The 24788-nt window shown below is 62.1% G+C and carries 20 protein-coding genes and 1 pseudogene; 11 read left to right on the plus strand and 10 right to left on the minus strand.

The features are described from left to right. Positions 1 to 129: 129 nt before the first annotated feature. Both ACM0PY_RS18660 and ACM0PY_RS18665 read right to left on the minus strand, forming a co-directional pair. Positions 130 to 879 (minus strand): annotated as a pseudogene (locus ACM0PY_RS18660) (DUF4158 domain-containing protein); the annotation flags it as partial. Positions 880 to 1057: 178 nt separating this feature from the next. Then, positions 1058 to 1351 (minus strand): helix-turn-helix domain-containing protein, encoded by a 294-nt coding sequence (locus ACM0PY_RS18665; protein WP_053506350.1) that lies wholly within the window; start codon positions 1349 to 1351, stop codon positions 1058 to 1060. 215 nt (positions 1352 to 1566) lie between these two features. On the opposite strand from ACM0PY_RS18665, the gene ACM0PY_RS18670 reads away from it, so the two are divergent. From ACM0PY_RS18670 to ACM0PY_RS18710, 9 genes are all read left to right on the plus strand, one after another. Further along, positions 1567 to 1914 carry a DUF2958 domain-containing protein gene (locus ACM0PY_RS18670; protein ID WP_150359718.1) on the plus strand — a complete coding sequence of 116 codons (348 nt, stop codon included), beginning with the start codon at positions 1567 to 1569 and terminating at the stop codon, positions 1912 to 1914. 311 nt (positions 1915 to 2225) lie between these two features. Continuing rightward, positions 2226 to 2999, plus strand: coding sequence for a DUF2285 domain-containing protein (locus tag ACM0PY_RS18675; protein WP_150359719.1), 774 nt, complete (start codon positions 2226 to 2228; stop codon positions 2997 to 2999). 83 nt (positions 3000 to 3082) lie between these two features. Further along, the gene (locus ACM0PY_RS18680) at positions 3083 to 3364 is read left to right on the plus strand and encodes a helix-turn-helix transcriptional regulator (RefSeq protein ID WP_150359720.1); all 282 of its coding nucleotides are present in this window, start codon (positions 3083 to 3085) and stop codon (positions 3362 to 3364) included. A gap of 26 nt (positions 3365 to 3390) precedes the next feature. Next, positions 3391 to 4251: a replication initiator protein A gene (locus tag ACM0PY_RS18685; protein ID WP_150359721.1), complete on the plus strand. Its 861-nt coding sequence runs from the start codon at positions 3391 to 3393 to the stop codon at positions 4249 to 4251. A gap of 253 nt (positions 4252 to 4504) precedes the next feature. Then, the gene (gene parA, locus ACM0PY_RS18690; RefSeq protein WP_150359723.1) at positions 4505 to 5143 is read left to right on the plus strand and encodes a ParA family partition ATPase; all 639 of its coding nucleotides are present in this window, start codon (positions 4505 to 4507) and stop codon (positions 5141 to 5143) included. Continuing rightward, a complete protein-coding gene (locus tag ACM0PY_RS18695) occupies positions 5140 to 5424 on the plus strand; it encodes a chromosome partitioning protein ParB (protein ID WP_150359724.1) in 285 nt (94 codons plus the stop codon). Before parA ends, ACM0PY_RS18695 begins: the two co-directional genes overlap by 4 nt. Further along, positions 5421 to 5966 (plus strand): DUF2840 domain-containing protein, encoded by a 546-nt coding sequence (locus ACM0PY_RS18700; RefSeq protein WP_150359725.1) that lies wholly within the window; start codon positions 5421 to 5423, stop codon positions 5964 to 5966. The genes ACM0PY_RS18695 and ACM0PY_RS18700 overlap by 4 nt, the downstream gene beginning before the upstream one ends. Continuing rightward, positions 5963 to 6559: a S26 family signal peptidase gene (locus tag ACM0PY_RS18705; RefSeq protein WP_150359726.1), complete on the plus strand. Its 597-nt coding sequence runs from the start codon at positions 5963 to 5965 to the stop codon at positions 6557 to 6559. Before ACM0PY_RS18700 ends, ACM0PY_RS18705 begins: the two co-directional genes overlap by 4 nt. 472 nt (positions 6560 to 7031) lie before the next feature. Further along, positions 7032 to 9026 (plus strand): relaxase/mobilization nuclease domain-containing protein, encoded by a 1995-nt coding sequence (locus ACM0PY_RS18710; RefSeq protein WP_150359728.1) that lies wholly within the window; start codon positions 7032 to 7034, stop codon positions 9024 to 9026. Between the two features lie 40 nt (positions 9027 to 9066). On the opposite strand, the gene ACM0PY_RS18715 is transcribed toward ACM0PY_RS18710, so the two are convergent. Genes ACM0PY_RS18715 through ACM0PY_RS18750 form a run of 8 tightly spaced genes read right to left on the minus strand, consistent with a single transcriptional unit; the run spans position 9067 to position 23315 of the window. Next, on the minus strand, positions 9067 to 11856 hold the full coding sequence (locus ACM0PY_RS18715) for a DEAD/DEAH box helicase (protein ID WP_190953015.1): 2790 nt from the start codon (positions 11854 to 11856) through the stop codon (positions 9067 to 9069). A gap of 9 nt (positions 11857 to 11865) precedes the next feature. Next, on the minus strand, positions 11866 to 12378 hold the full coding sequence (locus tag ACM0PY_RS18720; protein WP_150359729.1) for a hypothetical protein: 513 nt from the start codon (positions 12376 to 12378) through the stop codon (positions 11866 to 11868). Then, positions 12375 to 15587, minus strand: coding sequence for a DUF1156 domain-containing protein (locus ACM0PY_RS18725; RefSeq protein WP_150359730.1), 3213 nt, complete (start codon positions 15585 to 15587; stop codon positions 12375 to 12377). The genes ACM0PY_RS18720 and ACM0PY_RS18725 overlap by 4 nt, the downstream gene beginning before the upstream one ends. After that, positions 15587 to 18211, minus strand: a complete 2625-nt coding sequence (locus tag ACM0PY_RS18730; RefSeq protein ID WP_414609410.1) for a S8 family peptidase — start codon at positions 18209 to 18211, stop codon at positions 15587 to 15589. Before ACM0PY_RS18730 ends, ACM0PY_RS18725 begins: the two co-directional genes overlap by 1 nt. Continuing rightward, on the minus strand, positions 18211 to 19239 hold the full coding sequence (locus ACM0PY_RS18735) for an AAA family ATPase (protein WP_099605299.1): 1029 nt from the start codon (positions 19237 to 19239) through the stop codon (positions 18211 to 18213). The genes ACM0PY_RS18730 and ACM0PY_RS18735 overlap by 1 nt, the downstream gene beginning before the upstream one ends. A 34-nt stretch (positions 19240 to 19273) precedes the next feature. Then, complete coding sequence (locus tag ACM0PY_RS18740; protein ID WP_150359732.1) at positions 19274 to 20293, minus strand: hypothetical protein; 1020 nt, start codon at positions 20291 to 20293, stop codon at positions 19274 to 19276. Then, positions 20293 to 23061, minus strand: coding sequence for a DUF499 family protein (locus tag ACM0PY_RS18745; protein ID WP_279735282.1), 2769 nt, complete (start codon positions 23059 to 23061; stop codon positions 20293 to 20295). Before ACM0PY_RS18745 ends, ACM0PY_RS18740 begins: the two co-directional genes overlap by 1 nt. Next, positions 23061 to 23315, minus strand: a complete 255-nt coding sequence (locus tag ACM0PY_RS18750; protein WP_099605296.1) for a helix-turn-helix domain-containing protein — start codon at positions 23313 to 23315, stop codon at positions 23061 to 23063. The genes ACM0PY_RS18745 and ACM0PY_RS18750 overlap by 1 nt, the downstream gene beginning before the upstream one ends. 153 nt (positions 23316 to 23468) lie before the next feature. On the opposite strand from ACM0PY_RS18750, the gene ACM0PY_RS18755 reads away from it, so the two are divergent. Then, complete coding sequence (locus ACM0PY_RS18755) at positions 23469 to 24413, plus strand: LysR family transcriptional regulator (RefSeq protein WP_150360007.1); 945 nt, start codon at positions 23469 to 23471, stop codon at positions 24411 to 24413. Next, positions 24410 to 24688: an EexN family lipoprotein gene (locus tag ACM0PY_RS18760; RefSeq protein ID WP_099605294.1), complete on the plus strand. Its 279-nt coding sequence runs from the start codon at positions 24410 to 24412 to the stop codon at positions 24686 to 24688. The genes ACM0PY_RS18755 and ACM0PY_RS18760 overlap by 4 nt, the downstream gene beginning before the upstream one ends. Positions 24689 to 24788 lie beyond the last annotated feature (100 nt).

The raw sequence follows: 24788 nt of genomic DNA on the forward strand, positions 1-24788 counted from the left end.
GCTCGATCACCTGCTTCACCGCCTCTGCCCGGAACTCATCCGTGTACTGCTTGCTGTTGCCCATAAACACCTCGGTCATTGCCATCAATTATGGCAACCGGATGTCTACGAAAGGCTGGCCGGTCCAAAGATGAGATCGGGGATGTCTGCCAGGTGCTTATGAACGTCCAGCGTGTAAAGCAGGTCGATGCGCTCCAGTACCTCGCTGATTTGGCGGGTTGAGTGTTTCGCCGGTGCAGCCCATAGCCAACTCTGCTGGGTTTGTCCATCTGGGCGCAGCTCTGAAACTGAGGCTCGCCAGCGATCAAGTGTTGCTGGATCAACGCTGGCGGCGATGGCGGTGCCTGTTTCAACTTCAAGCTGGGCAAGTGCCGCCGCAATCAGTGTCCGAATTGCCCGCTCGTGCACGATCACCAGCTTGTTCTTGTACAGCCATTGACGCGCCCGCACGAGTAGCTGATCGCGGTCGGCGCAGCGCGCCACTTCGTCGCGCAGTTCACGTACCAGTGAGCGGCGCTGGTGCTCGCTCATCCACTGGAATCCAAGGACCGTGCAGGCTACTTGTTGGTGATCGAATAGCGTGCGCCCGCGTTCATACATGGCTCTCAGCGAGGCGACTTCTGGTGCTGCAATGCCAAGCTCGTTGCCAAGGTGGCGCCACAAGGCTACTGGAATTACCCGAAAGGCACCGAGCAAACGCCCACTCATGCGCAGGAAACCAATATGGAGCGCCAGACCAAGCTTGTGGGAATCACCTCGGCGTGCATTGATTGCGTCGCGCTCGGCACCATCGAAGGTGAAAAATGCCTTCATCTCGAAGTCGCTGATATCGCGGGGGAGCCCACGCATCCCCAAAAACGTTGTGTGCCAACCCTGCATCGTGAACCTCAAAAGTGGGAGGCCACCATACCCGTTTACAAAGCGAACAGGAAAGTCAATGAAATCAACGGTCTACCCAGACCACCCCCGCGCCAGTGCTAGCTTTGCGTACCGTCACTTATTGCACTGAAAACGAGGAGACCCCGAACCGGCCTGCGCCGGATCGACCCTGCCCAGCCTACGGCAGGGCTGCCGCTGCGAGCTGGCTTTCAGCCTCGCTCATCAGCACCGCAGTGCTGCATTCGAGCGCGCCGGCAATCTTGAAGATGATCGCCAGCGTTGGCATGTGCTCGCCGCGCTCGATCTTGCCCATGTGCGACCGTTCGACGCCAGCCAGGTGCGCCAGCGATTCTTGCGCGATACCGCGCTCTATCCGCAGCGCACGCACCGCAGCGCCGAAGGCGTGAGCCAACTCGGCGTCATGGGTGGTGGAGCCAGCCGGTCGGCCGGGCTGGACGGATCGCTTCTGCATGGACAGAAGCGTCGATTCGCCGCACAATTAAAACCACGTTATCTTTAACTCATTCATCAAAGCCCCACCGTTTTACGCTTCTGCAGAAATCCGTATTTACGGACTCCGACAAAGGAGCAGACCCACGGAATCACAATCGTGTTCATGCCCAAATCCGCCGATACGGTTTTGTGCTTTCACGCTTTGGCGGATTCGTGCAGCCGACGGGAATCGCCATGAATCCGCTCATCACCGAGGACGACCGTGTGCGCCTGCTGGCCCACGGCCAGGCCCGCGCCGCTGGCCGGGCCATCGACCCGGTGCCCGTGGTCCGGTTGTTCACGCCGGACGCGCATGTGACTTGGCTGCTGGCCGCGCTCGATCCCGCCGATGGCGACACCGCCTGGGGACTTATCGACCTGGGGATCGGTATGCCGGCGCAAGGCACCGTCAAGCTATCCGAGCTGGCCGGCATCGTCGGGCCGCGCCAGCAGCCCGTGATGCGTGACCTCTATTTCTGCCCAACGCGCACGCTGTCGGAATACACCCGGCTGGCCCAGCGCGACGGGGCTATCCCGGACTGAACAAGGCTGACTGTGATTTTTTCAGTCTGGTGTCATGCCGGTCAGGTCTCAATCGGCATTCTTGCGGCATACCCCGGCCAGTCTGATCGAAACAGTCATGATGCGTGGCGCGGGTTGCGGCAGGCTGGTCAATGCAGCGCTCCAAGTTCGGAGTGCTGCCGCCGCCGTATTGAGACAAACACTGCAACGCATCGGAGCCATTCGGTCTTGACCCCTTCCACCTATCTTGAAACTCCCATTTTTCCAACGATGGCGATGTAGCGCGTAGTCTCTTCCGTGACGGCGAATCCTGTTCTCAGGGAGGAGGCGTCATGGTCAACCCCCATCACCTCGCGCACTGGTATCCCACTGCGGCGTACCTGTTTGTCCTGTGGCTCGATGCGCTCGCGCTGGCTTGGGAATACCTGCGCAGGAATCCCGACTACCGGCTTGACTGGCTGCGCCATCATCGCCGGTTGCAAGCTGCGCAGCAGGCGGCGCAACGCTGGGGCTTGCGCCTGCTGGAAGACCCAGCCCTGGATGCGCGCGACGCGCATCCGGCCTGGCTGCCCGGCTCCGATGCCGTGGTGCAGCTCTACCCCGATGCCGATCCACTACTGGACGCCGCCGCGTTCGCGTTCTGGCACATCCCCGGCCATAAACACCTGCTGCATGATGGCAAGGGTCTGGCGTTGATCGCGCGCAGTCCTGGTCGCTGCCTGCGCTTCGCGCTGGCACCCGGCCTGCAAGACGGCATGGCCGTGGTCCATGCCTATCGCGGCGGCACTACCGCGCCTGCGCGCGGCTATGCGCCGGGCGCAGCCATTTCCGATGCCAAGCCCAGGCCAACACCGGCCGCGCTGCTGGAGCTGCATACCCTGCAAGCGCTCGACGCCACCCTGGCGGGCGCGTCCTTGCGCGAGGTCGGTGAAGGCTTGTTCGGCGTGGATGCCTTGGCCGATTGGTACAGCGACGGTGGCCTGCGCTCGAAGGTGCGCCGCCTGGTGCGGCGAGGCGATGCACTGATGCGCAGCGGCTATCGCCAGCTAGCACAACTTTCGCCGCTTGAGAAGGGTCGTTCTGATGGTGACGCAAAACGACCCTGAGCAGAACAGCTTGGTTTTCTGAGACTGCCTCCATCCGGTTGCGCTGGTGCAGCCGGCGTTTTCAACCGATGGAGGTTCACGCCATGCGTTCCGCTCCCTTGCGGCCTGCCGCCACTGCTGTCGCTGCGTCCATGCAGCCTCAACGCTACCTGACCAACGACGAAGCCGCCGAGTACCTGCGCCTGTCGCCGCGCACGCTGGAAAAGCAGCGCGTGATCGGTGGTGGTCCGCGCTTTCGCAAGTTCGGCCGGCGCGTCATGTACGCCGTGGCCGACCTCGATGCCTGGGCCGCCGACCGCAGCTTCGAGACGACTTCCGATCCCGAGTACGCCGAGCACCACTCGGCCGACAGCCGTGCGCGCTGATCGGCGGCGCGCGGCAGGCCATCGCCATGTCCAGCCCTGCGCTGCCCGCGCGGCAGCAGCCGATGCAGGAACGCGAACAGCTCGACCTGTTCCGCGCCTTGCCGGGCGAAGGCGTGGCTCCGCGCGACAGCCAGGATTTGATGGCCTATCCGTTCTTCTCTCTGGCGAAGTCCAAGCGGGTCAAGCCCATCGACTTTCGCGCGGGCAATGTGACGATCCGCGTGGAAGGCACGCAGGAGCATGGCATCGCCACCATTTGGGACGCCGATCTGCTCATTTGGGCGGCCTCGCAGATCGTGGAAGCGCGCGACGCGGGCTTGCGCCCGTCACGGCTGATGCAAGCCACACCCTACGAGATCCTGCGCTTCATCGGGCGCGGCAAGTCGCTGCGCGACTACCAGCGCCTCAAGGCCGCGCTCGATCGTTTGCAATCCACGACCGTGGCCACATCCATCCGCGAGACGACAGGCCGGCGCCTGCACCGCTTCTCGTGGATCAACGAATGGAAGGAACTGGCCGATGCCAGCGGCACACCGCTGGGCATCGAGCTGATCCTGCCGGACTGGTTCTATGCGGGCGTGCTCGATACCGCTCTGGTGCTGACCATCGACCCGGCGTATTTCCGGCTGACGGGCGGCATCGAGCGCTGGCTGTACCGCCTGGTGCGCAAGCACGGCGGCAAGCAGGCATACGGCTGGCAGTTCCACTTTCGCTACCTGCACCAGAAATCGGGCAGCACCGCCAAACCCTACGACTTCGCCTGCGACCTGCGCGCGCTCGTCGCGCGGCAGTCGCTGCCCGGCTACGTCCTGGGCATCGAGCGGATGCCCGACAACGGCATGGAACTGCTGACGTTCCGGCCCGTGCCGCATACGGCACGGGGATAACTCCGGGACAGCCTGTGAATGGTGTCGTGCTATCAGGCGTGCGGGGTATCGTGCTATCAGGCGTGGGACTATCGTGCTATCAGGCGTGCCGATCGGCCGCAAACCCGCGCCAGCACTGGGTTTGCGCGTCCTCTAACTTCCCTAACTTAATTTCTCTAACTTTTAGTAGGGAAGCGCCGCTGCGGTGGACAACCACCACGCGGCCACAAGCACAGCAGCAAAAGCCCTGCTTTCCAGCATGGAGGGCCAGGCCATGATCGTCGCTTTGCTCAACCAGAAAGGCGGCGTGGGAAAGACCACGCTCGCCACGCACATCGCCGGTGAGCTGGCAATGCGCGGCCAGCACGTCGTCCTGCTGGACGCCGACCCGCAGGGTTCATCGCTGGACTGGACACAGCGCAGAAGCCAGCAAGGCTTGCCACGGCTTTTCAGCGCCGTGGGCCTCGCACGCGAAACGCTGCATCAGGAGGCGCCAGACCTCGCCAGGCGGACCGATCATGTCGTCATTGACGGTCCACCACGCATCGCCGCCTTGGCGCGCTCTGCGCTGCTGGCGGCCGAGCGCGTGCTGATCCCAGTGCAGCCCAGCCCCTATGACCTGTGGGCCAGCGCCGAGATGGTGGAGCTGATCCGAGAAGCGCAGGTGTTCCGACCTGTGCTGCGCGCGGCCTTTGTCATCAATCGCCGCGTCAGTACCACCGTGATCGGGCGCGAAGCGCGCCAGGCGCTCGCTGACCAGCCGCTTCCTGCGCTTCGCGCGGAAGTGCATCAGCGCATTGTGTTCGCCGACAGCGTGGCCGCTGGCCGGCTGGCACGCGAGACGGCGCCCGACAGCGCTGCCGCCCGCGAAATCACCGCCCTGGTGGACGAGCTGCTGCGGTGGCCGACATGACCGAGAAACCGCTGCCGAACAGCAAACGCACGGCAAAGCGCGTCGGCATCGGCGCGCGTCCACCCGCGAATCCGCACGCCGAGGCGTGGATTCGCCAAGGCGATGCCGATGCGCTGGGCAAGGGCGACCTCTACACGGCTCGCCTGACCCTCGACATCACGCCCGCGATGCGCGCGCGCATCAAGGTATCGGCCTTTACGCAAGGCGTGACCGTGGCCGACCTGCTGCGCGGTCTGCTGGAGCGCGAGTTTCCAGAACACCGCAGGGAGAACACCCCATGATTGCATCCGCTTCGTCTGCCGCTGTCGCGGCCACGGCTGCGCCGCCACCATCACCGGCCGCGCTCGCTGGCCAGCCTGCCAGCGCACCGCTGACGCGCGTGGCGCTGGCCTACATCGAGCCACGCTTCAAGCTCTATCTGCGCTTCGGCGAGCCGGCGCGCATCATCCGGCTCGACCGCTGGCGGCGCTGCGCCGTATTCCTGCCGAACGCGGTTCTGTGCCGTGTCCGCTGGCAGGCCAACGACTACGGCACCGTGCGCTGGCAGCTCATGATGATGCAGGCTTGCACGCCGCTCGATGCGGTGCAGCGCATTCCTGGCGTGCAGCCGGGTGCGCGCCTGCTGCTGCACGCCGAGGGCGAGAACCAGGTCCGTGCCGTGCTGGAACGCATCGACGCCATCGAGGCGCTGGGCATCGCGCTCGTCGCTGTCTCGCCCGCGTACTGGCGCACGCTCGCCAACCGGCTCGCTGCGCGCCTGCCACTGCCCGAATACACCGCCGAGCGGCACGCCGCCTCGCTGACCGGGAGGGCGCAGCCATGACCACCGTTTCGACTGCCGGTACTGCATCGAGTCCTCGCTCGCCCCGCGCACGTTTGCGCGCTCGCCTCGTGCTGGCGGGCATATCCACCTGCGGCCTCGCTGCGCTGGCCTGGGCGTCCTTCGTGCATCCGCTGCCGCGCCTGATCTACAACCCGTCCGATAGCGTGGCGGTCGGCTGGTATCGCGTCGATCCGCTGGGCCACGGCACCGGCTCGCTGCCACGTTCCTTGTCCGTGGGCAGCATCGTCCTGACCGCGCTGCCGCCAGACGCCGCCGCGCTGGCCGCGCAGCGCGGCTACCTGCCGGCGCGCGTGCCGCTGCTCAAGCGCGTGGGCGCCGTTGCGCCGCAGGAGGTGTGCATCACTGGCCGTATCGTCCGCATCGACGGCGAGCCTTCGGCCGCCGTGCTGCCCGCCGACCGCTGGGGCCGGCCGCTGCCATCCTGGCAGCAATGCCGTCGCCTCGAACCCGGCGAACTGTTCTTGCTCAGTGTGACCAACCCGGCGTCGTTCGATAGCAGGTATTTCGGGCCGGTCAGCGCATCCGCCGTGATCGGCATCGCGCATCCGGTCTGGCTGGAATCTCGCCCATGATGGCCGCCGACTCGCTGCACGTTGCCGTGCAGTTCATCGTGCCATCGGGCGTGTCGCTCTGCTGGTCGTCGCCGTGTCGTCGCGCGTGCAGTGCTGGTGCTAATCCTACGCATTGGGCACTGCACTTCGCGCTGTCTACGGCGCAGCCATCCCATGTGCAGGCGTCTTGCCTCGAACGCGCCCGGCCTGCGGCCTTCATCGCACTGGTTCGCGCGTTCGCCGGCGCGCTGGCTGTTCACGCAGCAGCGCCGCCGGGCCGCCGCTGCCCGGAGCGTCAGCGAGGGGCAAAGGCGGAAGGCAAGACAAAAGGACGCGGCACCGGGCCGCGTCGAAAGCCTGTCTGCACGTGGGGGTGGCGCGGCACGCAGCGGCTTCGCCGCCGTGCCGCGTGGGGCGCGAGGCCCGCGCCGATGCAGGCATGTCCGCGTGCTTCGCACGACCGGACACGCCATAGCTTGCAGGGAGAGCGGCCATGACCGGCCGCCGCGACGACGATTTCCGGGTGCGTCCGAGCGCCCCAAAGAACCGGGGTAAGGGCCAGGGCCAGAGTTTCGTTTCCAAGGTGCTCAAGCAGGCGGGCAAGGCCAGCGGCGGCAAGTCCTCGATGCGCCATTCCGCCGCGTCCGGCGGCCAGGGCCAGCGCGCAGGCCAGCGGCCCGGCTCGCGCCTGGGGCGCGGCCATACGGCAGCGCGTTTCGCCGGGGCGAAGCTGACGCCCATGTCGCGGCGGGTGACCATCAAGACGCTGCTGGTCAATCAGCGCAACGTCAGCCCGCAGTCGTTGGCAAAACACCTGCGCTACATCGAGCGCGACGGCGCGGGCCGCGATGGTGAACCTGGGCGCGCCTACGGGCCGCAGACCGACGAAGCCGACCTCGACGCCTTCAAGGAGCGAGCCTCCGACGACCGGCACCATTTCCGCTTCATCGTCTCCCCGGAGGACGGCGCCGAGCTGGACGACCTGCGCACCTACACTCGGCATCTGGTGAACCGTATGGAAGCCGACCTGGGCACGCGGCTGGATTGGGTGGCAGTCGATCACTGGAATACCGACAACCCGCACACCCACCTGATCGTGCGCGGGCGTGACAACACCGGCAAAGACCTCATCATCGCGGGCGACTACATCGCCCACGGCTTCCGCCATCGGGCCGCCGAACTGGCGACCGAATGGCTGGGACCGCGCACCGAGCTGGAGATCCAGCAGACCTTGCAGCGCGAGGTGAATCAGGAGCGGTGGACGAGTCTCGACCGCACATTGCAGCGCGAGGCCGGTGAGGATGGCCGAGTGCAGATCGAACGGTTCAACGAACCGCGGCTGCAACGCCAGCGCCTGCTGCTGATCGGCCGCCTGCAACACTTGCAGCGCCTGGGCCTGGCCGACGAGACGCAGCCGGGCACGTGGGCCGTCCATGCCGACGCGGAGAAAACCTTGCGCGCCCTCGGCGAGCGTGGCGACATCATCCGCACCCTACAGCGCGCCATGCGCGGCGAGCCGCGCGAACTGGCGGTGTTCGAGCCGGGAGACGATGGCCGAACCATCCTCGGCCGCGTGGCGGCGAAAGGGCTGGCCGACGAGCTGCGCGACCGGGGCTATCTGGTCATCGACGGCGTGGACGGCAAGGCCCACTACGTCGCGCTCAACGCCCGCGACGAGCTGGCGAACTATCCGGCCGGTGCCGTGGTGGAAGTAAAGGGGGCGGCCGACGTGCGTGCGGCCGATCGCAACATCGCCGCGCTGGCAAGCGGTGGCCTATACCGCACCGACCATCACCTGGCCGTCGCGCAGGGTCAGGCCGTACCGGGCCGTGATCCGCAGGAGGTCGTGGCAGCCCACATTCGCCGCCTGGAAGCCTTGCGCCGCACCGGCATCGTGGAGCGTGTGGCCGAGGGGCTATGGAAGGTGCCCGGGGACCTGCCAGAACAGGGCCGCCGCTACGACGCGCAGCGCCTGGGCGGCGTGGCCGTGGAGCTGAAATCGCATCTGCCCATCGAGCGGCAGGCCCGTGTCATCGGCGCCACCTGGCTCGACCAGCAGTTGATCGGTGGCGGCTCAGGCCTGGGCGATCTGGGCTTTGGCGGCGAGGCCAAGCAGGCGATGCAGCGGCGTGCCGACTTCCTGGCCGAACAGGGGTTGGCCGAGTGGCGAGGGCAGCGCGTGATTCTGGCGCGCAATCTGTTGGGCACGCTGCGCAATCGGGAACTGGCGCAGGCGACCAAGGACATTGCTGCCGAAACCGGCCTGGCGCATCGCCCGGTGGCCGATGGCCAGCGCGTAGCCGGAATCTACCGGCGCTCTGTCATGCTTGCCAGCGGGCGCTACGCGATGCTCGATGACGGCATGGGCTTCAGCCTCGTGCCGTGGAAACCCGTGATCGAGCAGCGGCTGGGCCAGCAGCTCGCCGCGACGGTACGTGGCGGCGGCGTGTCATGGGAGATTGGAAAACAGCGCAACCTCACTATTTGAAGAATTCTCTCGCCCTCGGATTCAGCGTGGCCCTTCTGCTTCAAGCGGGCGTCTTCAGTATCTCAACGTATCCAATCAGCTCGGCCGAATAGCTGCCATCTCCATTTGCCGCGCCCTTGTGTTTCAACTCACGTTGCAAAGTTGGCTCCACGGTGTGGGCAAACAGCGCCAGCCGCTGCTCCGGTGTAAAACTCGGCGAGATCGCCGATGCTTGCAGATACCGTTCGCATTGCCGCTCAATAGTCGGCACCCGTGTCCCGTCCTGCTTGACTGCGATGGGCTGCACCACCACACGGCGCTCACCGTTGCCGGCAGACGCCTCTACCATCCACAAGGACAGCAGCACCGGCTCGTCAACATCCCCAGCCACCGCAAGGCCGATGTCTTCGGGCGTCACGCTGCGCCAGCGGCCCAGTTCTTCCTGTACCAAGGGGTGATCCAACCCCATCAGTTCCAGATCGTCCCTGCTGGTGGCGGTATCGCGGTTCAGTGTGAAACGTGCACGGCGCGTGCCATCTGTTGTTACAAGGTCGTAGGTTTCTTCGTCCACCTTCAGCAGCTTCTGCTGGCGGTCTGCCACTGCCGCCGACAGAAAGCGCACCAGCCGATCCAGGCTGGAGGACACATCCGAGAAGGGCTGGTAATCATCGAGGCTGAAACCGTCGAGGTCTTGAAACAGGTCGAACACCACCTGCCGTGCCTCGCGGGAATTGGACAGTGCCGCTTCCAGCTCCACCTGGGTGCGTTTCAGTTCAGGGTCAGACAGCGCCTCCTGGTACAGGCGGTCGTAGTTCAACCGTTCGGAAAGCTGCCCCAGAATCTGCGCCCGAAGGTCCTCGGCCACATTGCCCTGGTCATCGACCTTGCCGACCGTGCGTGCAATTTCAGTCAACTTCTCGTCCAGCAGCAGGAAGATGCGCCCCTCGATGGTGTCCGACAGCACGAGGTTGTAGACCTGCGCCGTGTCGCGCTGGCCGTAGCGATGGATGCGGCCGATGCGCTGTTCCATGTCCATCGGGTTCCACGGCAGGTCGAAATTGAACAGAATGCGTGCGAATTGCAGATTCAAGCCCTCGCGGCCAGCCGCTGTACACACCAACACACGCGGCCCGTCTTTCAGGCGGAACTTCCGCTCTGCCGCCAGCTTGGCGCCGTGGTCGCCGCCGCGCAGCACCACCACGCCCTGGCCGGGATAAGCCTGGTCAATCTCGCGGGCAATCAGATCGACCGTGCCAAGGTAGGTGGCAAAGATCACGATCTTTTCATTGGCGTTCTGCCGCCACAGATGCCCCAAGCCATCGAGCAGCTTTTGCGCCTTGGTCTCGCGCCGCTGCGGGAAGATGCGCAGCAGGTCGCCAATGCGCAGGCGCTCCTCGGGCAGATGCAAATCGACCACAGCAGACGCTGCCTCCTCGGCGTGCGTGGCCGAATACTCGCTGCCATAGGGGTCGGAGGCCATTTCCAGTGCCTCTTCGTCCAGCTTCTTCACCAACCGGTACTTGAGGTCAGCCAACACGCGATCCACCTCGCTGCGCCCAACGCTGTCGCGCGGCAAGCCGAATTCCTCGTGAATCAGCTCGCGCGCTTCCTCGGTCAGGCGTTCGCGGCCTTCGATGTCCAGCTCCTTGTCGCGCAAAAACGCCTCGTGCAGCGTCAGCATCAACAAGCGGCGCTTGAGCGTGCGGCGCACGGCAGCAAAGCTCGATGCCGCGATCTTCTGGAAGATCGCCATCAAGAAGCCCAGTGCGCGCCCCTGGTTGCCCTGGCGGCGGGCCAGATCGAACCCGTCTTCCAGGTATTCTCGCAGCTTCTCGTAAAACAGCCGCTCCTCCTGGTTCATCAGGAAGGACTCGGTATGCACCCAGCGCCGGGCAAACAGCGGTGAGCCATCAGGTTGGCAGGCATCGGCCTTGGTGCGGCGGAACATCACCGTATTCAGGCGATGGCGGTTTTCCAGCATGTTTTCGGGACTGCCAAACAGCGTGGGGTTCAAGAGCTGCGCCAGCATCCAGAACTGGAAGTGATTGCCTTGGTGCGGCGTAGCAGACAGAAGCAAGAGATCCCGCGCGTGATCCTTCAGCGCTTCGGCCAGCTTGTAGTTTTCCGTCTTGCGCACCTTGCCGCCCGTGCGGTGGGCGGTCAGGTGATGCGCTTCGTCGAACACCACCAGATCCCAGCGTGGCGCATCCAGCAGGCGCTTGATGCGGGCAGGGCGCTTCAAGGTGTCGATGCTGGCAATCAGCCGGTCGTGTTTGGCAAAGGCATTGGTCTTGCGGTCGGTGATGTCGCCTTCGGAGCCAAACACCTCGAAGTCGAGATTGAACACCTCGTTCAATTCGCGGTGCCAGTTGTTCACCAAGCCTGCTGGCACCACCATCAGCGCCCGGGTCAACTCGCCCCGGCTGGCCAGTTCACGCAAAATCAGCGCGGCTTCGATGGTTTTGCCCAAGCCCACCTCGTCGGCGATCAGGTAACGCCGTGGTGAGGCAGTCGCAATGCGGTGCGTCAGCACCACCTGATGCGGCAGCAGATCAATGCGCGCCGAGGTCAGCGCCGAGGCGCTTTCCATCACCGGCAGTGCATGCGCCTCGTAAGACAGCCACGCCTTGCGCGCACGGTCGGAGCCGCCTGCCACCGATTGCAGAATGCGCTCGGTACGGGTGCGCTCGCGGCGTACCGAACTGACCGGTACGCGGCGCTCGCCCACCACGCCGAAGAACGCGCGCAGATAGCCATCGTGCGCGGGTTCGAGCACCACGCCTGGGCCGAATTCGGTGTGGGTGATGCGCTCGCCGGGCTGGAACAAATCCTCAAAATCGTCTGCTTGCACGCGCTGGCCTCAAGTAATCCGCAGGTGAAACAGGCCGGCCGCTTTCGCGCCTTCGCGCAGCAAAATTTCCTGCGGGTACTCGTTGGCCTCACCCCACAGAAGGCGCCCAAAGTCGAGTAGTTGCCCCCGATGCGGCGCTTCGCACAGCCAGGTCACTGCGTCGGTGGAAGCCTGCACGCGCAAACGGCCCTGGCCCTGCGGCAGCCAGAAGATCAAGGCTGCTTCGCCTGCGTATTCATCCTGAAATGACAGGATGGCACGTTTGATCGTGTCGCCCAGCCAGATTTCGGCCTGATCGGGAGCCAGCAAATCAAGGCTGCCCTCCAGCCCGGCCACCACCAACGTCTGCCCGCCGTTGCTGGGCAGGTCATCCGGCCAGCCCTGCGCACCGGGGGCTGCCGCCTGCAAAAACTGCCGCAGGCTCCACACCTCGCCAGCCGCGCACACCGTGTTGCGTGCTTCCTCGTCCCACAGCCAACTGGTGCCGCGCCGTTGCCATACCGTATCGAGCACCTGCCTCATTGCGCATACTCCCCATCGTCATCGAACAACGAAACCTGCAGCGGCTTGGGTGCCTGGCTGGCTTGCCAGGCTGAAAAGATCGACACCGCGCGCGAGGCTGCGTTGCGGGTGGTTTGATCCGAGCCGTTCTTCTGCAGCCATTCCAGCAGCGGTTTGAGCGCGATGTGCGGCTTGAAGTTTTCGTTCGTCAGCGTGTCCGAGGCATTGATGCCGCTGCCGTCCACGCAGGCACCGATCAGCACCAGTGCCTGATCCAGATCGGAGGTGAGCTTGCGCTTGTGCTTGCCTTGCCAGTCGCGGGCGAAATCCAGCGGCGCGGTGCGGGTGAAGACCTTTTTCACCTCGCTGCACCAGCCACGCTGCTCAAAGTCATCCGGTGTGGTGATGGTGCCGCGCAGGAACTTCTGCAACTGGTCGCGCTTCATCTCGGTGGCCGTGCCGAAGGTGCGCAGAAACTGGCGTGTCATCGGTTCGGCGTTGACCGGCGGCGGCTCCTTGCCCTTGTCGGCGTCTTCGTCGATGAGCTGGTTAATGCCCACCAGCGCATCACGCACGGAGATGGTGCGGCCTTCGTCCACATACACCTTGCCGTAGTGGCGCGAGAAGTATTCCAGTGCCTTGCCGCGCCGGATCACCTGGATGTCGGCGGCGGGCAAGCCTTCCTTGGCGTGGTTTTCCAGCATGGCTTGCAACTGGCGCACGTCGGCCATCACCTCGCGGCGCATGCGGCCCCAGCTCACCGGCTTGGGTTCTTCCGTGCGCTTGCGGCAGACGTGGATGATGTCGTACTCGATGGTCTTGGAGCCGAATTCGCCTTCGCCCTTGGTTTCGTCGGAGCGGATGGGGTAGGTCGCTTCGAGGTAGTACCCGGCATCGAACAACGACTCCAGCACCGCCACCCACGGTTCGTCCTCGCTGTGGTGGAAGGTGAAGGCCAAAATGCCGCTGGGCTTCAAGAGGCGATGCGCCTCGCGCCAGCACTGGGTGAGCAGGCGCTGGTAAAAACCATCCGGATCTTCCGGCTCGCGAGCACGGTTGGCCACCGCCTCCAGCGATTTGGGTGTGTATTCCGCGCCGAAAATCTGCGGGTACTTGCCCTTGAGCGCGAGACGAAGCCAGACGTAGAAAAAGTCGGCCAGCTCCGAGTAGTGCAGCAGGCCACCGAAGGGTGGATCGGTGATGACCAGATCGAGGCTGCCGCTTTCAAGCTGCGCCAGATCGGTGGACGAGCCCTGATGCGTGGTTGCGCCTAGCAACGGGTCGCCGGGGTAAACCTTTTCGCTTTTACCTGTCACCTCGCCAGCGATGGTCGGTGCATGCCGATTTAGGTACTCCGCACTGACTGCCTCCCACGGCGTTTGCGCCCATTCCCCACCTTTGAATAGAACTTCATAGGTGGACGACCACGGGCCATAGCCCATTGGCGGAAACACGCCTACTTCAACCACATTGTTCTTGGGATGGAAATTGCTGTTCGACATGGCAGGAGCCAGCTTGTCGAGTTTCATGTGCCAGAACGCGAGCGAGTTTTGATTGCGCAAGAAATTCTGGAAAGCGCCGAGCACGTACTCGCGCGTCTTCCAGTCGTAACTCCCAACTTCGACAATCGCCTTGAGCAGTTGCGCATGTACCAGCAACTGGCGCGGGTTGAACATCGTCCACCAATGCGTGAAGCCGTGGTTCGGCACGCCGCCTTGCAGGTGGTGGGTCATGAAGCCGTAGGGAAGCTCAGAGCGCGGCCAGTAGTTCTTGAGGTCGGTATCTTTACGCGCATCCCATTCGGCGAACGCGGAGTCGTACTGCCGCGCGTGCGCTTCGCTGTAGGCCGCGAAGAAGCGGCCACTGTAGGGTTTGCCCGCCGCATCGCGCTTGGGCGCATAGCCCTGCACAGCGTAAGCAGCCATCGGCCCGGTCTTTCCCGTGGCTTTGATGGTGGTCAGTACGTCTTGCACCGTGCCGCACGCCGCGCAGGCGTAGTGGGATTTTTTCGGCACCGTGCCGATATCCGGGGCAAAAGTGACGCCCGTCTCAGGGTCGGTCACTTCCTCCGGCAGCGTGCCACGCACCTCCAATAGGCGAATCTTGGATGCCCGCGCACGGTCCCAGCGCGTTGTAGCAGCCACGTCGTCCTGCGCTGAGCCGCCATAGGGCTGGCTATTCGCGTCCTGCTTCGCTTCACCCGCCAGCCATTGCGGATGCACCAGCAGGCTCAGTTCCACCTTCTTGTTCTTGCCCTTGCCCAGATTCACCAGCGCGGCGTGCCCACAGTGCGGGCAGATCACGCCGCGCCTTTTGTCGAGCACGGAGAACGGGTGTTCATCCGGCGCGACATACAGCGGCGCATCCGGCGCCATCCGTGCGGCTTCCTCTTCAACGTGGAATTCGCCGCTGCATTTACTGCATGTGTGTTCCCAGTGCTTCACGCTGATGGTCTTCACCGCCATCACCGGGCTGCTCATGATCGGCGTGCGGTGGCCGCAGCCCGTCACCTGACACGGGCCGTGTTTGGCCCAGAAGGTGTATATGACCTCCGGGCCTTCGTAGCGGTAGTCCTTGCGCTCGCCCTGCGGGATGGCGAACGGGTCGAAATCGGCAGGCATCGCCTTGTTCGACGGCAAGTGCGTCCACGTGCCTTTCTCACCCTCCGGGCCGTCGCAGTAGTAGTACGGCATGATCTGCGGCTTGACCTCGGCCTCGATGTCGGCGAGCAGCTTCTTCACTTGCTCCAGATCGACATTGGCCAGCTCTTGCTTGACCACAAACCACGCAACCGGATTGAGGTCGTTGCCGACCATCTGCATGCCCAGACGCGAGCCTTCCACCAGCGTGGTGCCGCCGCCCATGAAGATGTCGGCCACCTTCAGGTGTTTGAACGCGCCTTTCTTCTGGTGGTTGGCGTAGTAGTTGTCCCACACCAGCTTGGCCGCGTGCGATTTGTCTTCCGGGGCCTTGGTGGCCGCCGCGATCAACATCGAGCGGAACACGCTGGAACGGCGCCGCGCCCACCACTTGGACATCTGGTAAATCGGCTTGCCCGCGTTGCCTTCGATGATCGCTACCTGATTGACGGGCAGGATGGGGAAATCAACCTCCAGGCACGTCTTGGGACGGTTGGGATCGTTGAAATCGACGGTTTCCAGCGCGACAGGTTTTCCCGCACCGACGGCTTTGGCGACTTGCTGTGCGAGTAGTTCTTTTTTGGTGGCCATCAAGGCTGTCCTCCAACTGCGCCGACAGCGACTTGCGGCTGCAGTCGGGTGCGAAGTTGCTGATAAATTGGAATTTGAATGCCCTCGCCAACCTCCAGGGTCACAGCGAGGCCGTAAGGAATGGCATCGTCAAGATGGGCCGTCGCATCTTTCTTGCAGGCAACGTGCAGCAGAATGCTGTCACCATCTTGGTATGCAGCGATCTGTTTAGAGCCTTCCACCACCTCGTGCTGCACGGTTCCACGCAACACTTGGTTGTGATCTGCATCTTGGCGCGCCAGCTTGAGGGGTACACCACTCCAGCCGCCAACGGGGGATAGTTCCAGCTTGGCTTCACGGAAGTTTCGGTGGTCTGGGTTGATTGGACTGAACCATGCCAACGTCACTACCAACCGGCGCCACGCCTGACTGCCGGAAAGGTCTGGGGGCAGGGGGAACCGATATTCGTGAATTTCATTCTCACGAATCTCGCCACAGCCCAGCACCGTACCGCGCTGCTCGGTACATGCCAGTACTCGTTCGATTTGAACCTCGCCATAGCCAAGGTAACGTGCCAACAGCTCTTTGAACTGGCGTGAGTTATCGGATGTTTTCAGTGCCGCAGTGATTGCCTTGCTGGCATCGCCATCTTGTTTGGCTCCATGCACCAATAGCGCCTTGATGAGAACGGAAATCAGCCCTGGCGGAATGTTCTCTTCGTTTTCCGCGCGCAGTGCATCCAGCACTTCATAAATACGTGCGGCACTGCGGGTGGCAAGCGCTGTAGCATTGCTGGTGCCGCGCGTATGAATGGTCTGAGACAAAGCACCGGCTTGGTTGCTGTCCGATGCTACTTTCTGCCCTGGCGCGGCAATGCTGCTATCCATGTGATAGACCGTCTGGCTGTCCAGCATTGGAGTGCGATACAGTTGTCGGCCACCTGGAAATAATACTTCCGGTTTGATGGAACGACGAAACCCATGCCCCAGCCGAGCAGCAGGGCTAAACAGCACCGTGTTGGGCAGAAGATCTGTACGTTGCCCCGGATAGTAATTGTCAACGCCGTCGGCGTGTGTCGCTCCCACCGTGATGGCATTGATGGATTCTGCCGGGGATAGAATTCGCCGCACGGACAGTTGGGCCTGAATGCACTTCAGCACATGATCGACCCTTTGGGAGTCGGTCAATGCCAGATAGTCCGGCCCCGATAAAGCAATGTCGATGGCGTCCGGATAGTTCCCTGCACTGACGCAGAAAAGCACACGGTACTTCCATGACAACCAATCCAGCAGCCTAGCCCAAGGGCTGGGCGTGTGGATAAAGGGGCGTGCCGGGTCTCCAATGGAGAGATTGATGACGCAAACACCGGGTGCTTGCGCTGGCACTGCGCCTTCGCCCTCAAACATTCGCCTGACTGCGCGCGCAATGCGATCCTCGAAAAAAACCTCATCGGGCACATGCTCGCTTCGGTTCATGGAATGAGGATCTGGCTGCATGATGGGAAGCACATACACCAGACGTGGCAATGGGTCAGATTCGCCATCCACCAGCTCACCATGCACAACTAAAGAAGCCATTGACGTACCGTGTTTTCTTTCTCCTGGTTGATACTGCGAAGAAAGATTATCCGGATCGTCCAGCAATAGGCGCCCCTTCAGCGCTTGGTGCTGGATGTTGGGCACGCCATCGAGAATGGCTGCAACAGGTGGCAGCTCAACTATTCCCTCGGCAATTTCAGTGTCAACGCCTTCGCCATCTTCCGTTACGGCGAGACTTTGCCCGGTGGGACGGAAATACATGACACCATGAAACTTGAAGAGCTGAATGTCGGTATCGTGCGCCTCGGAATCCAGATCGTATAAAAGCTGCCGGATACGTTCTACGGGCAATTCTGCCTTGACCGCATGAAAGGCGATCTCTGGCATGTCGATGAAGCTGCTCAATGCTCGGCCACCAGCCGCTTCCAGCAATGCGGCAATATTGCGCTCGCTTTGTCTGCGCCTGTCTTCTGACTTGCGATAGAACAGCTCGATCTGACAGTGGATCGATTCCTCCGAGTTGTTGGGGTCGAGGGCATCTCTCCAGCGCCCCAGCATGCCTGTCTCGCGCAGAGTTTCTTCAATGCCCCAGCGGCGGATTTGAACAGTTTGATTGAACACATCGCGCCACTTGGTTTTCCCCATCGGCAACGCCTGATTGTTCTTCCATTGCTCCCATAGCGACAGGAGTTGCCGCATCCCTGCCTCATTGCTGAGAGACAGGAACATCCGCCCCTTGACCGCCTTGTTCGCACGCTCCCCTTTGGTGTTGACTTCAAAAAAATCCTCGTCGGGGGGAATGTCATCAACATCCCATTCCCCCAGCCACTCCAGTCCAATGGCTTCGACGGCCTGTCGGAACTCATTGACGCTGCCTGCTATTTCAATCACCAGAACGGTTTCAGGCTCGAATCCAGCCACGGAGCCGCTAACGCTGGCTTTATAGCGATCAAATTCCTGTTGGAGTGTGGTCAGTTGCGTGCCTAGTCGAGCCACCTGTTTTCCATGTCCTGGAACATGGGGCTGACTTGACGGAAATCCGTTACCTGCGGGTGGTGCGATGGTTCTCGCTTGTGGGAATACGAGAAGAGGAAGAGAGGTTGCCATCAGCTATCTCCTCCCTCTTTGGCTGCTTCCTTGACAGTCGCCGCGCCTTTGCCGGTGGTTGGTTTCAAACGGCCTTTCCATTGCTCCAGCTTCAGCTTGGTCACTTGCTGGGCATTTTCCGTCTTCATGTCGAGAACGGCGCGGCGAACTACGCTAAGGCAAAACTCTTCGGTTTCTGCGAAATTCAACCCCAACAGGTGCTTCGCCAAGGTTGCCGGCTCATATCCAAAATTCACGTCACACCGCTGGCCAATCGAGGCGATGTATTGCGTCAGTTGTGCTCGGGTAGGTGTTAGCAACTCAATGCGCAATTGAAAGCGCCGCCAGACGGCTTTGTCCAAAAGTTCAGGGTGATTGCTGGCAGCGACCACCACTACATAGTCTGGCATTTCATCCAACTGCATCAGCAAGGTACTGACGACGCGCTTGATCTCTCCCGTTTCATGGGTGTCGCCGCGCTCTTTGCCCAGTGTCTCGAATTCGTCAAAGAATAGGACGCAGCGCTGTGTCCTAGCGTAGTCCAGCACGCTTTTCAATCGGCTGGAAGTTTCACCAAGATAGCTTCCCACCAAAGTTTCGTATCGGACGACGATGAGGGGATACATCAGCTCGAACGCCAGCGCTTCGGCCAGCGTTGTTTTGCCATTTCCGGGGGGGCCTGCGAGCAGAATGCTGTTTCTGGCACGAAGGTTGTGTGCATGAAGTAGCTCTGCACGATGTTGCTCTTCCACAAGCTCTCTTATCTGCACCCTGATCTTTTCAGGCAGCATTAAGCTATCCAGATTGCGCTCTGGTGTGGTTTCATAAAACAGATCTTTTTGTGGGGCGCTGCCGCTCATCTTGGTGACCGGGGAGCGGGCAGCTTGAGTGACATTGGGTTGCAATGCCTTGGTCAGTCGCTCCGCGAGCAAACGGTGTCCCTTCTGTTTTTCTTCTTGGATCAATCCTTCTGCGGCCTTGCGGAAGGCAAGCTGATCCCCACTGGTCGCGGTTTTGACCAAATCAACCAATAAATCAGCTTGTGCCATTAGCCCATGCTCCGAAAAAAATGTTCCAACCCGTTCATCTACTTATCTCAAGCCAAGGTGACAGCACTTCCAGCAGCGAGAGACCACCATGCGTCAAAGTCGGGTAGCCGCCTTGGCTGCGCCACTTTCTGCGCCCCAGCGCCAGCAGGTGTGCGCCATGCGGGCTGTCGATTTGCAAGGCGACGGGAGGAACGAAGGGGCCTGCGTCGCCATTGCCTGCCTTGCTGCGACCGCTTGAAAAAGTCTGCTTGAGGTGCGAGGCAACCTCACCATCGGCATCGGGGAAGTAGCCCGTGGCGGCGTAGCCGTGATCGGATGTGATGACCAAGCGCCGCCCAGTGGCGAGGCGCTCAATAAAGCTCCAAAAGTCGTCACTGGAAAGTTGCTGCGCGGCATCTCTGGTCAGCAGCTCCAGACCTTGGCCCGCGCCGTAGTCGTGCAGCTTGACGTCTGGCCAGTGATGCCAGAACACCCAGTTCTTCGCGCCCGATGCGTTGTCCACCAAACCCTCGCAGTCCTTCCACGGCAGGTCGATGGTTTCGGTCTGCGCCGGTTGCAGCTTGTGGGCCAAACCGCCGCCGTTGGCTTGTAGCTGGCTGCGGCTGGTCAGCCCCAATGCGCGGGCGAACGGGTTGGTTTCACTGGGCAGTTCGGATGCTGTGGCGCCCACTGTGTGCAGGGTGAATCCACGATCTTTGGCTCCTTGCAGCAGCCAGGGCAGTTCGCGCAGCGAGAGGGCATCCAGAATCAGCACGGCGCGCGCGACGCTGTGGCCATAGCCGGGTTCGCTCCACCAACGCGCAAGCCGGTCTGAGGTACGTTCAACACCACAGATTTCGGGTTGGCCAAAGACCCGCCACAGATCCCAGCCGCTGGAGGCCAGGAACAAATCGAGCTCGGCAATTTCGCGGTCTCGCTTGACCACCTCGCTGGGGGCATTGCCTTCGGCCAGCGGTTTCGAGGCAATCTCCAGCACCCGATCGGTAATGATGCGCCACGCTTCTTTGGGACTGTCCTGGGTCAGGCGCTGCAAGATTTGAGCATCCAACGCCATCAGTTGTCCTCCTTCTCAAGACTCAGCTCAAAAGTCATGCCATCAGGCAGCTTCTTGAGCAGTTCCTTGAGCTGCGCGCCCGTAATCTGCGTGTTCTGACCAGCAGACACCTTGATCGAGACTTCTGCCACAGGCGTGGCCGGGCCAATGCCCCAGCCTTCGAGCTTGCCGATCAGGTTGAGCGGTGAGGTTGGCGGGTTAGAGAGCGGGGTGCGCGATTTGGCGGTGGTACTTGTGCCGCCACCAAAGATGTCGCCGCCATTCGGCAATGTGCCACCGCCGGGAGTGTTGTCGCCACCGGAAGGGGAGACGGGCGGAGTGGTGGTGCCGCCACCAAAAGTATCGCCGCCCGATCCACCGTTGCCGCCTGCAGGCGGCTGCGGCGCGGGTGGCGTGGTGCCTCCGGTCGCGGGCACCGCCGAGGGTTCCATCAGGAACACTTCATCAAGCTGACGCCCGGTGTAGGAGAGCTTGGGGCGCAAGCGCCGCCATGCAGTTTCCTCGTCCTCGCCCGCGTGGGTTTGAAGGTGCTCCAGATTGCGCAGGTTGATGGCGATCTTGCCGCGCGCACACAAGCGCAGGATGCGTTCCTTCATCGCGGTTTCCCCCAGCCAGGGGATGCAATCCTGACCCGCAGGGCGAGGCTCTTGCAGTTCACGCAGCAGCTTGCCGAGGGGGGCGTTCTCCGAGGCGGCTTCAAGAACGAGGTCTTCGAAATCTTCGGGAACAAAGAGGTCGTTGGTCAGGGTTTCTTCGATGCCCTCGGGGATTTGAGCACCTTGCTTTTTCAGGTGCTCGACACTGAACAGGGATTGCTGCGGGTTCTGGTGGTCATAGCGGTGCAGGATGGCAAACCGATCGAAGCGCTTCTTCAGGTTCTCGCGCAGCGTGCCTTCAAATTCCTTATGAAGTTTCTTGTATTCGGGGTTCTGCCCACTCCATTCCTGAGCCTTCATTTCGGCGCGGGCAAGGATGAGGAGGTCACGGTCCTGGAAGGCGTTGGTGGAGCCGGCACGGGGCAACAAGAAGCGAATGGTGTTGCGGCGCTTTTGCAGGTGGTCCTTGAGCCAGCGGCCCAGTGTCTGGTCCATTTTTTCCGGCTCATCTGGCAGCACCAGAATGGGCAGCCGGTCATCCCAGCGCTCCGGCTGCTCGGCTTCGTCGAGCGATGTCCACGGATCGTTCTGCCACGATTTTGGCAGGGCAATCACGCGGAAGGTTTTAGCGACCTCATCGCTGCCTCCGATGACGTAGCGCACCTGCTTGGCAAGCTGCACCTGATCGGAACCATCGGTGAACAGCTTGTCGTTGCGCGCGCAGGCCATCAGCTTGGCGCGGGGGTTTTCTTCCTCGCGGAAGACCAACCGTGGACCATCCTGGTGAATGTTGAAGCTGTTTTCGACAATGGTCGCCAGTTCGACCTGAAAGGCATTGCCATCTACCGGCTTGCTGCGGGTGATGTCCACCTGCAACGTGGCAGGATCGGCCCCGGCAAGATTGCCGACGGCGATGGAGCGGAGCCACAGCGCGCTCAGGATTTCTTGCAGGTGTGGGGCAAGGTTGGCGTGGTCGTACACCGCCTCGGTCACCGAAATGATGTTGTGCTGCGCTTTTTCGCGCAGGGTGCGGTGGTGTTCGTTGGACACTGAATCCAGCAGCGCTCCAATGCCCGAGGCATCGTCATCCAGCCGGAAATCAGCGGCAGTGAGCACAGGCACCGCTTCGCCCCGGCTCTTGTAGAGGTTGGCCAGGATGCGAATCATGTCGCGCGTTTCTTGCGCATCCGTGGCTATCAGCACCTGTTCCTCAAGCAGGCGCAGCAAGTGCGGTGCGTAAGGCCAGGACTCAGTGAATTCACGGCGCTTGCGATCCTGCTCGGCGGGCGGCACATCCAGCAGGCGGAAGTATTCGGAGACGTGTTGCGCAACCAGCGATTCGATGGTGCCGTCTGCAATCTGCAGACGGTTGTCGAACAGGCGATGCAACAGCATCCGCCGTCGATCCTGCTGGATACGCTCGGCATTGCCTCCCGCCTTGAAGTCGATGGCCACCGGGTTGACGCGGTGCACCTGCTGGTAAGCATCGCTTCCGCCATTGCGCACGGAGATCACCAACACGAGTAGGTCGGGGCGCTCTTTGGCGATCTCCGACAGGATCTGGATGAAGTTGAACGCCCATTGCTTCCAGGGGTACTGCTTGGTATTGGTCAGGCCGTCGTACCAAGTCTGGAATTCGTCGAGGAGGAGCATCGCGGGCCGATGCTCAAGCAGCTCGATGATGAGCTTGTCTGAGGGGATGTCGGTCTTGGCCGCTCCCATGCCTTCCCACTTGCCCTTGATGAATTCGCCGCGAGGGTGGCGTTCGAACAGCAAGTCCCACAGGAACTTGTAGCGTTGCCGGTGCAGGCTCTCGCCAATGACCAACATGCCATCGCGCAGTGCTATCTTGCCGATGCCGGGATCACCCAACGTGCTTGACCAGGAGTTGAGCCATGCGCCCGTCGATGCGGCATCGTTGACCGCGTGGTAGAGCGCTGCCATCAAGTGCGACTTACCCAGGCCGCGCTCGCCGATCACGACCACTGGCCGCCCTTGGTTGGGGCCTACGGCTTCGATGCCCTTCAGCAGATCGTGGGTGGGATAGGTGATCTCCAAGAATGCCTGTGCGGCGATCTGGGTGGCACCCGTGTTCGAGTCGTTGGAAAGCTCAATGGCCGTCCCTTTGAGGCGCTTGCCCCGAAACTCATCCCGAAGAGTCAATCCAAGCATTACTTACGCACTCCATCGTTGGTTTGGCCATTGGCCGTGTGGACACCCTCGCGCGCAGCGTCGAGTCCTTCCAAGGACTGCTGCTTGATCCAGTTGTCAATGTCTGCGCGCGAAAACCGCCACGTCCCTCCAACTTTGAAGGCTGGGATTTTCTTGGCCCCGGCCAACCTGTAGATCGTCCGTTCCGTGACCTTCAGGTAGTCGGCTACCTGCCTGATGGTGAGGATTTCGCCTTCGTTGTTGTCGGTGGGCATCGTGGGTGCCTTGGAGGTCAAACAATGGCAGGATTGTACAAAATTTTCATGTTTGGGTGATAATTACGCATCTCATGCGAATTTTTCAAGATTGCTGCCGGTCATAAGGCATGCGTGAAGATCGGGCAGGAAGCGTTGGCAAGAGGTAAAACAATGGAGCTCCGACATCTACGCTGTTTCCTCGCTGTTGCAGAAGAACTGCACTTTGCCCGTGCAGCCGAGCGGCTGCATATGGAGCAGTCGCCACTGTCGCGCGCCATCAAGGAGCTGGAAGAAGAACTAGGCGTGTTGCTGTTTGCCCGTACCACGCGCAGTACACGGCTGACCCGTGCCGGAACATTGTTCTTGGAGCATGTGCGCCGTGTGTTCGCTGCCTTGGAACAAGCGCGTGAAAGCGTGAAAGCGGCAGCAAACGGTTTTCATGGGCAGTTGCGCGTGGCCTTGTCGGATGGCATCACGCCGTCGCGCTTGCCGACCTTGCTGGCGTTGTGTCGCCTAGAAGAACCCGAGGTCGAAATCCGCTTCTTCGAGGTGCCGCTGTCGCAGCAGATCAAAGGGTTGCATGACGATCTGTACGACGTAGGGTTTGCCCAATCCGACGAAGTGGGCGACGGCATCGTCGCCATACCAGTCTGGAGGGACGCGCTCATAGTGACGGTGCCAGCCCGGCATCCGCTGCTTGCATTCAAGCGCATCCCTTTGGAGGAACTGCTGCGCTATCCGCTGGTTCTATGTGATCCGAAAGTGTGCGAAGGCCATGCCAAATTCGTCGATCGGGTGCTGCGCCGGGCCGACATGGAGCCGTTGGTCGCAGAACGGGTCGCTACGTGCGATCTGATGATGGCGTTGGTATCGGCCGGCCTCGGGCTTGGATTTACGGGCGCAGCGCGCATTGCGGCCAACCCCGACTCGGGCGTGGTGGCCCGACCGCTGGCTTTGCGCGTGCCGCCGCTGACGACCTACCTGCTGCACGCTGAAGGTCAGCCGTTCGATGTGCTTGCACGGTTCATTGAGCGCGTGCAGGCCATCGAGTCACCGGAAGCCCCAAGGCCCAAGCCGGGCCATTACTCCGATTCCCTGGAGGAACCTGCGCCATGAAAAGGATCATCCCATTCTTGCTTGCAGCCGCGCTGACTGCCTGCGGCCAGTCCGAAACGCCTCAGAAGGCCAACACATCGGAAGCGAATATCCCGACGGTGGAAGAACTGGCGGCCAACCCCGACCGGCTCAAGGAACTGCGCCAGCAATGCAAGACAGATCGCCCCAAGCTGGGCGACGTGCTGTGCAATCGGGTAGCCGAGGCCACGCGCAAGCGGTTCTATGGCGACGGCGAAACCCCATACACACCACCGAAGGAATCCCCCAAGTTCTGATTGTTGGCGGTTCGTCGCATCGACTTTATCTTTCTGCTCGACACGCTGCAATGCGCCTGCACTTGCGGCGCTTTTCTTTGGTTCGCCATCGCGCGCATTC

It is taken from the genome of Stenotrophomonas sp. BR163 (assembly GCF_047520985.2).
Taxonomy (GTDB): Bacteria; Pseudomonadota; Gammaproteobacteria; order Xanthomonadales; family Xanthomonadaceae; genus Stenotrophomonas; species Stenotrophomonas sepilia.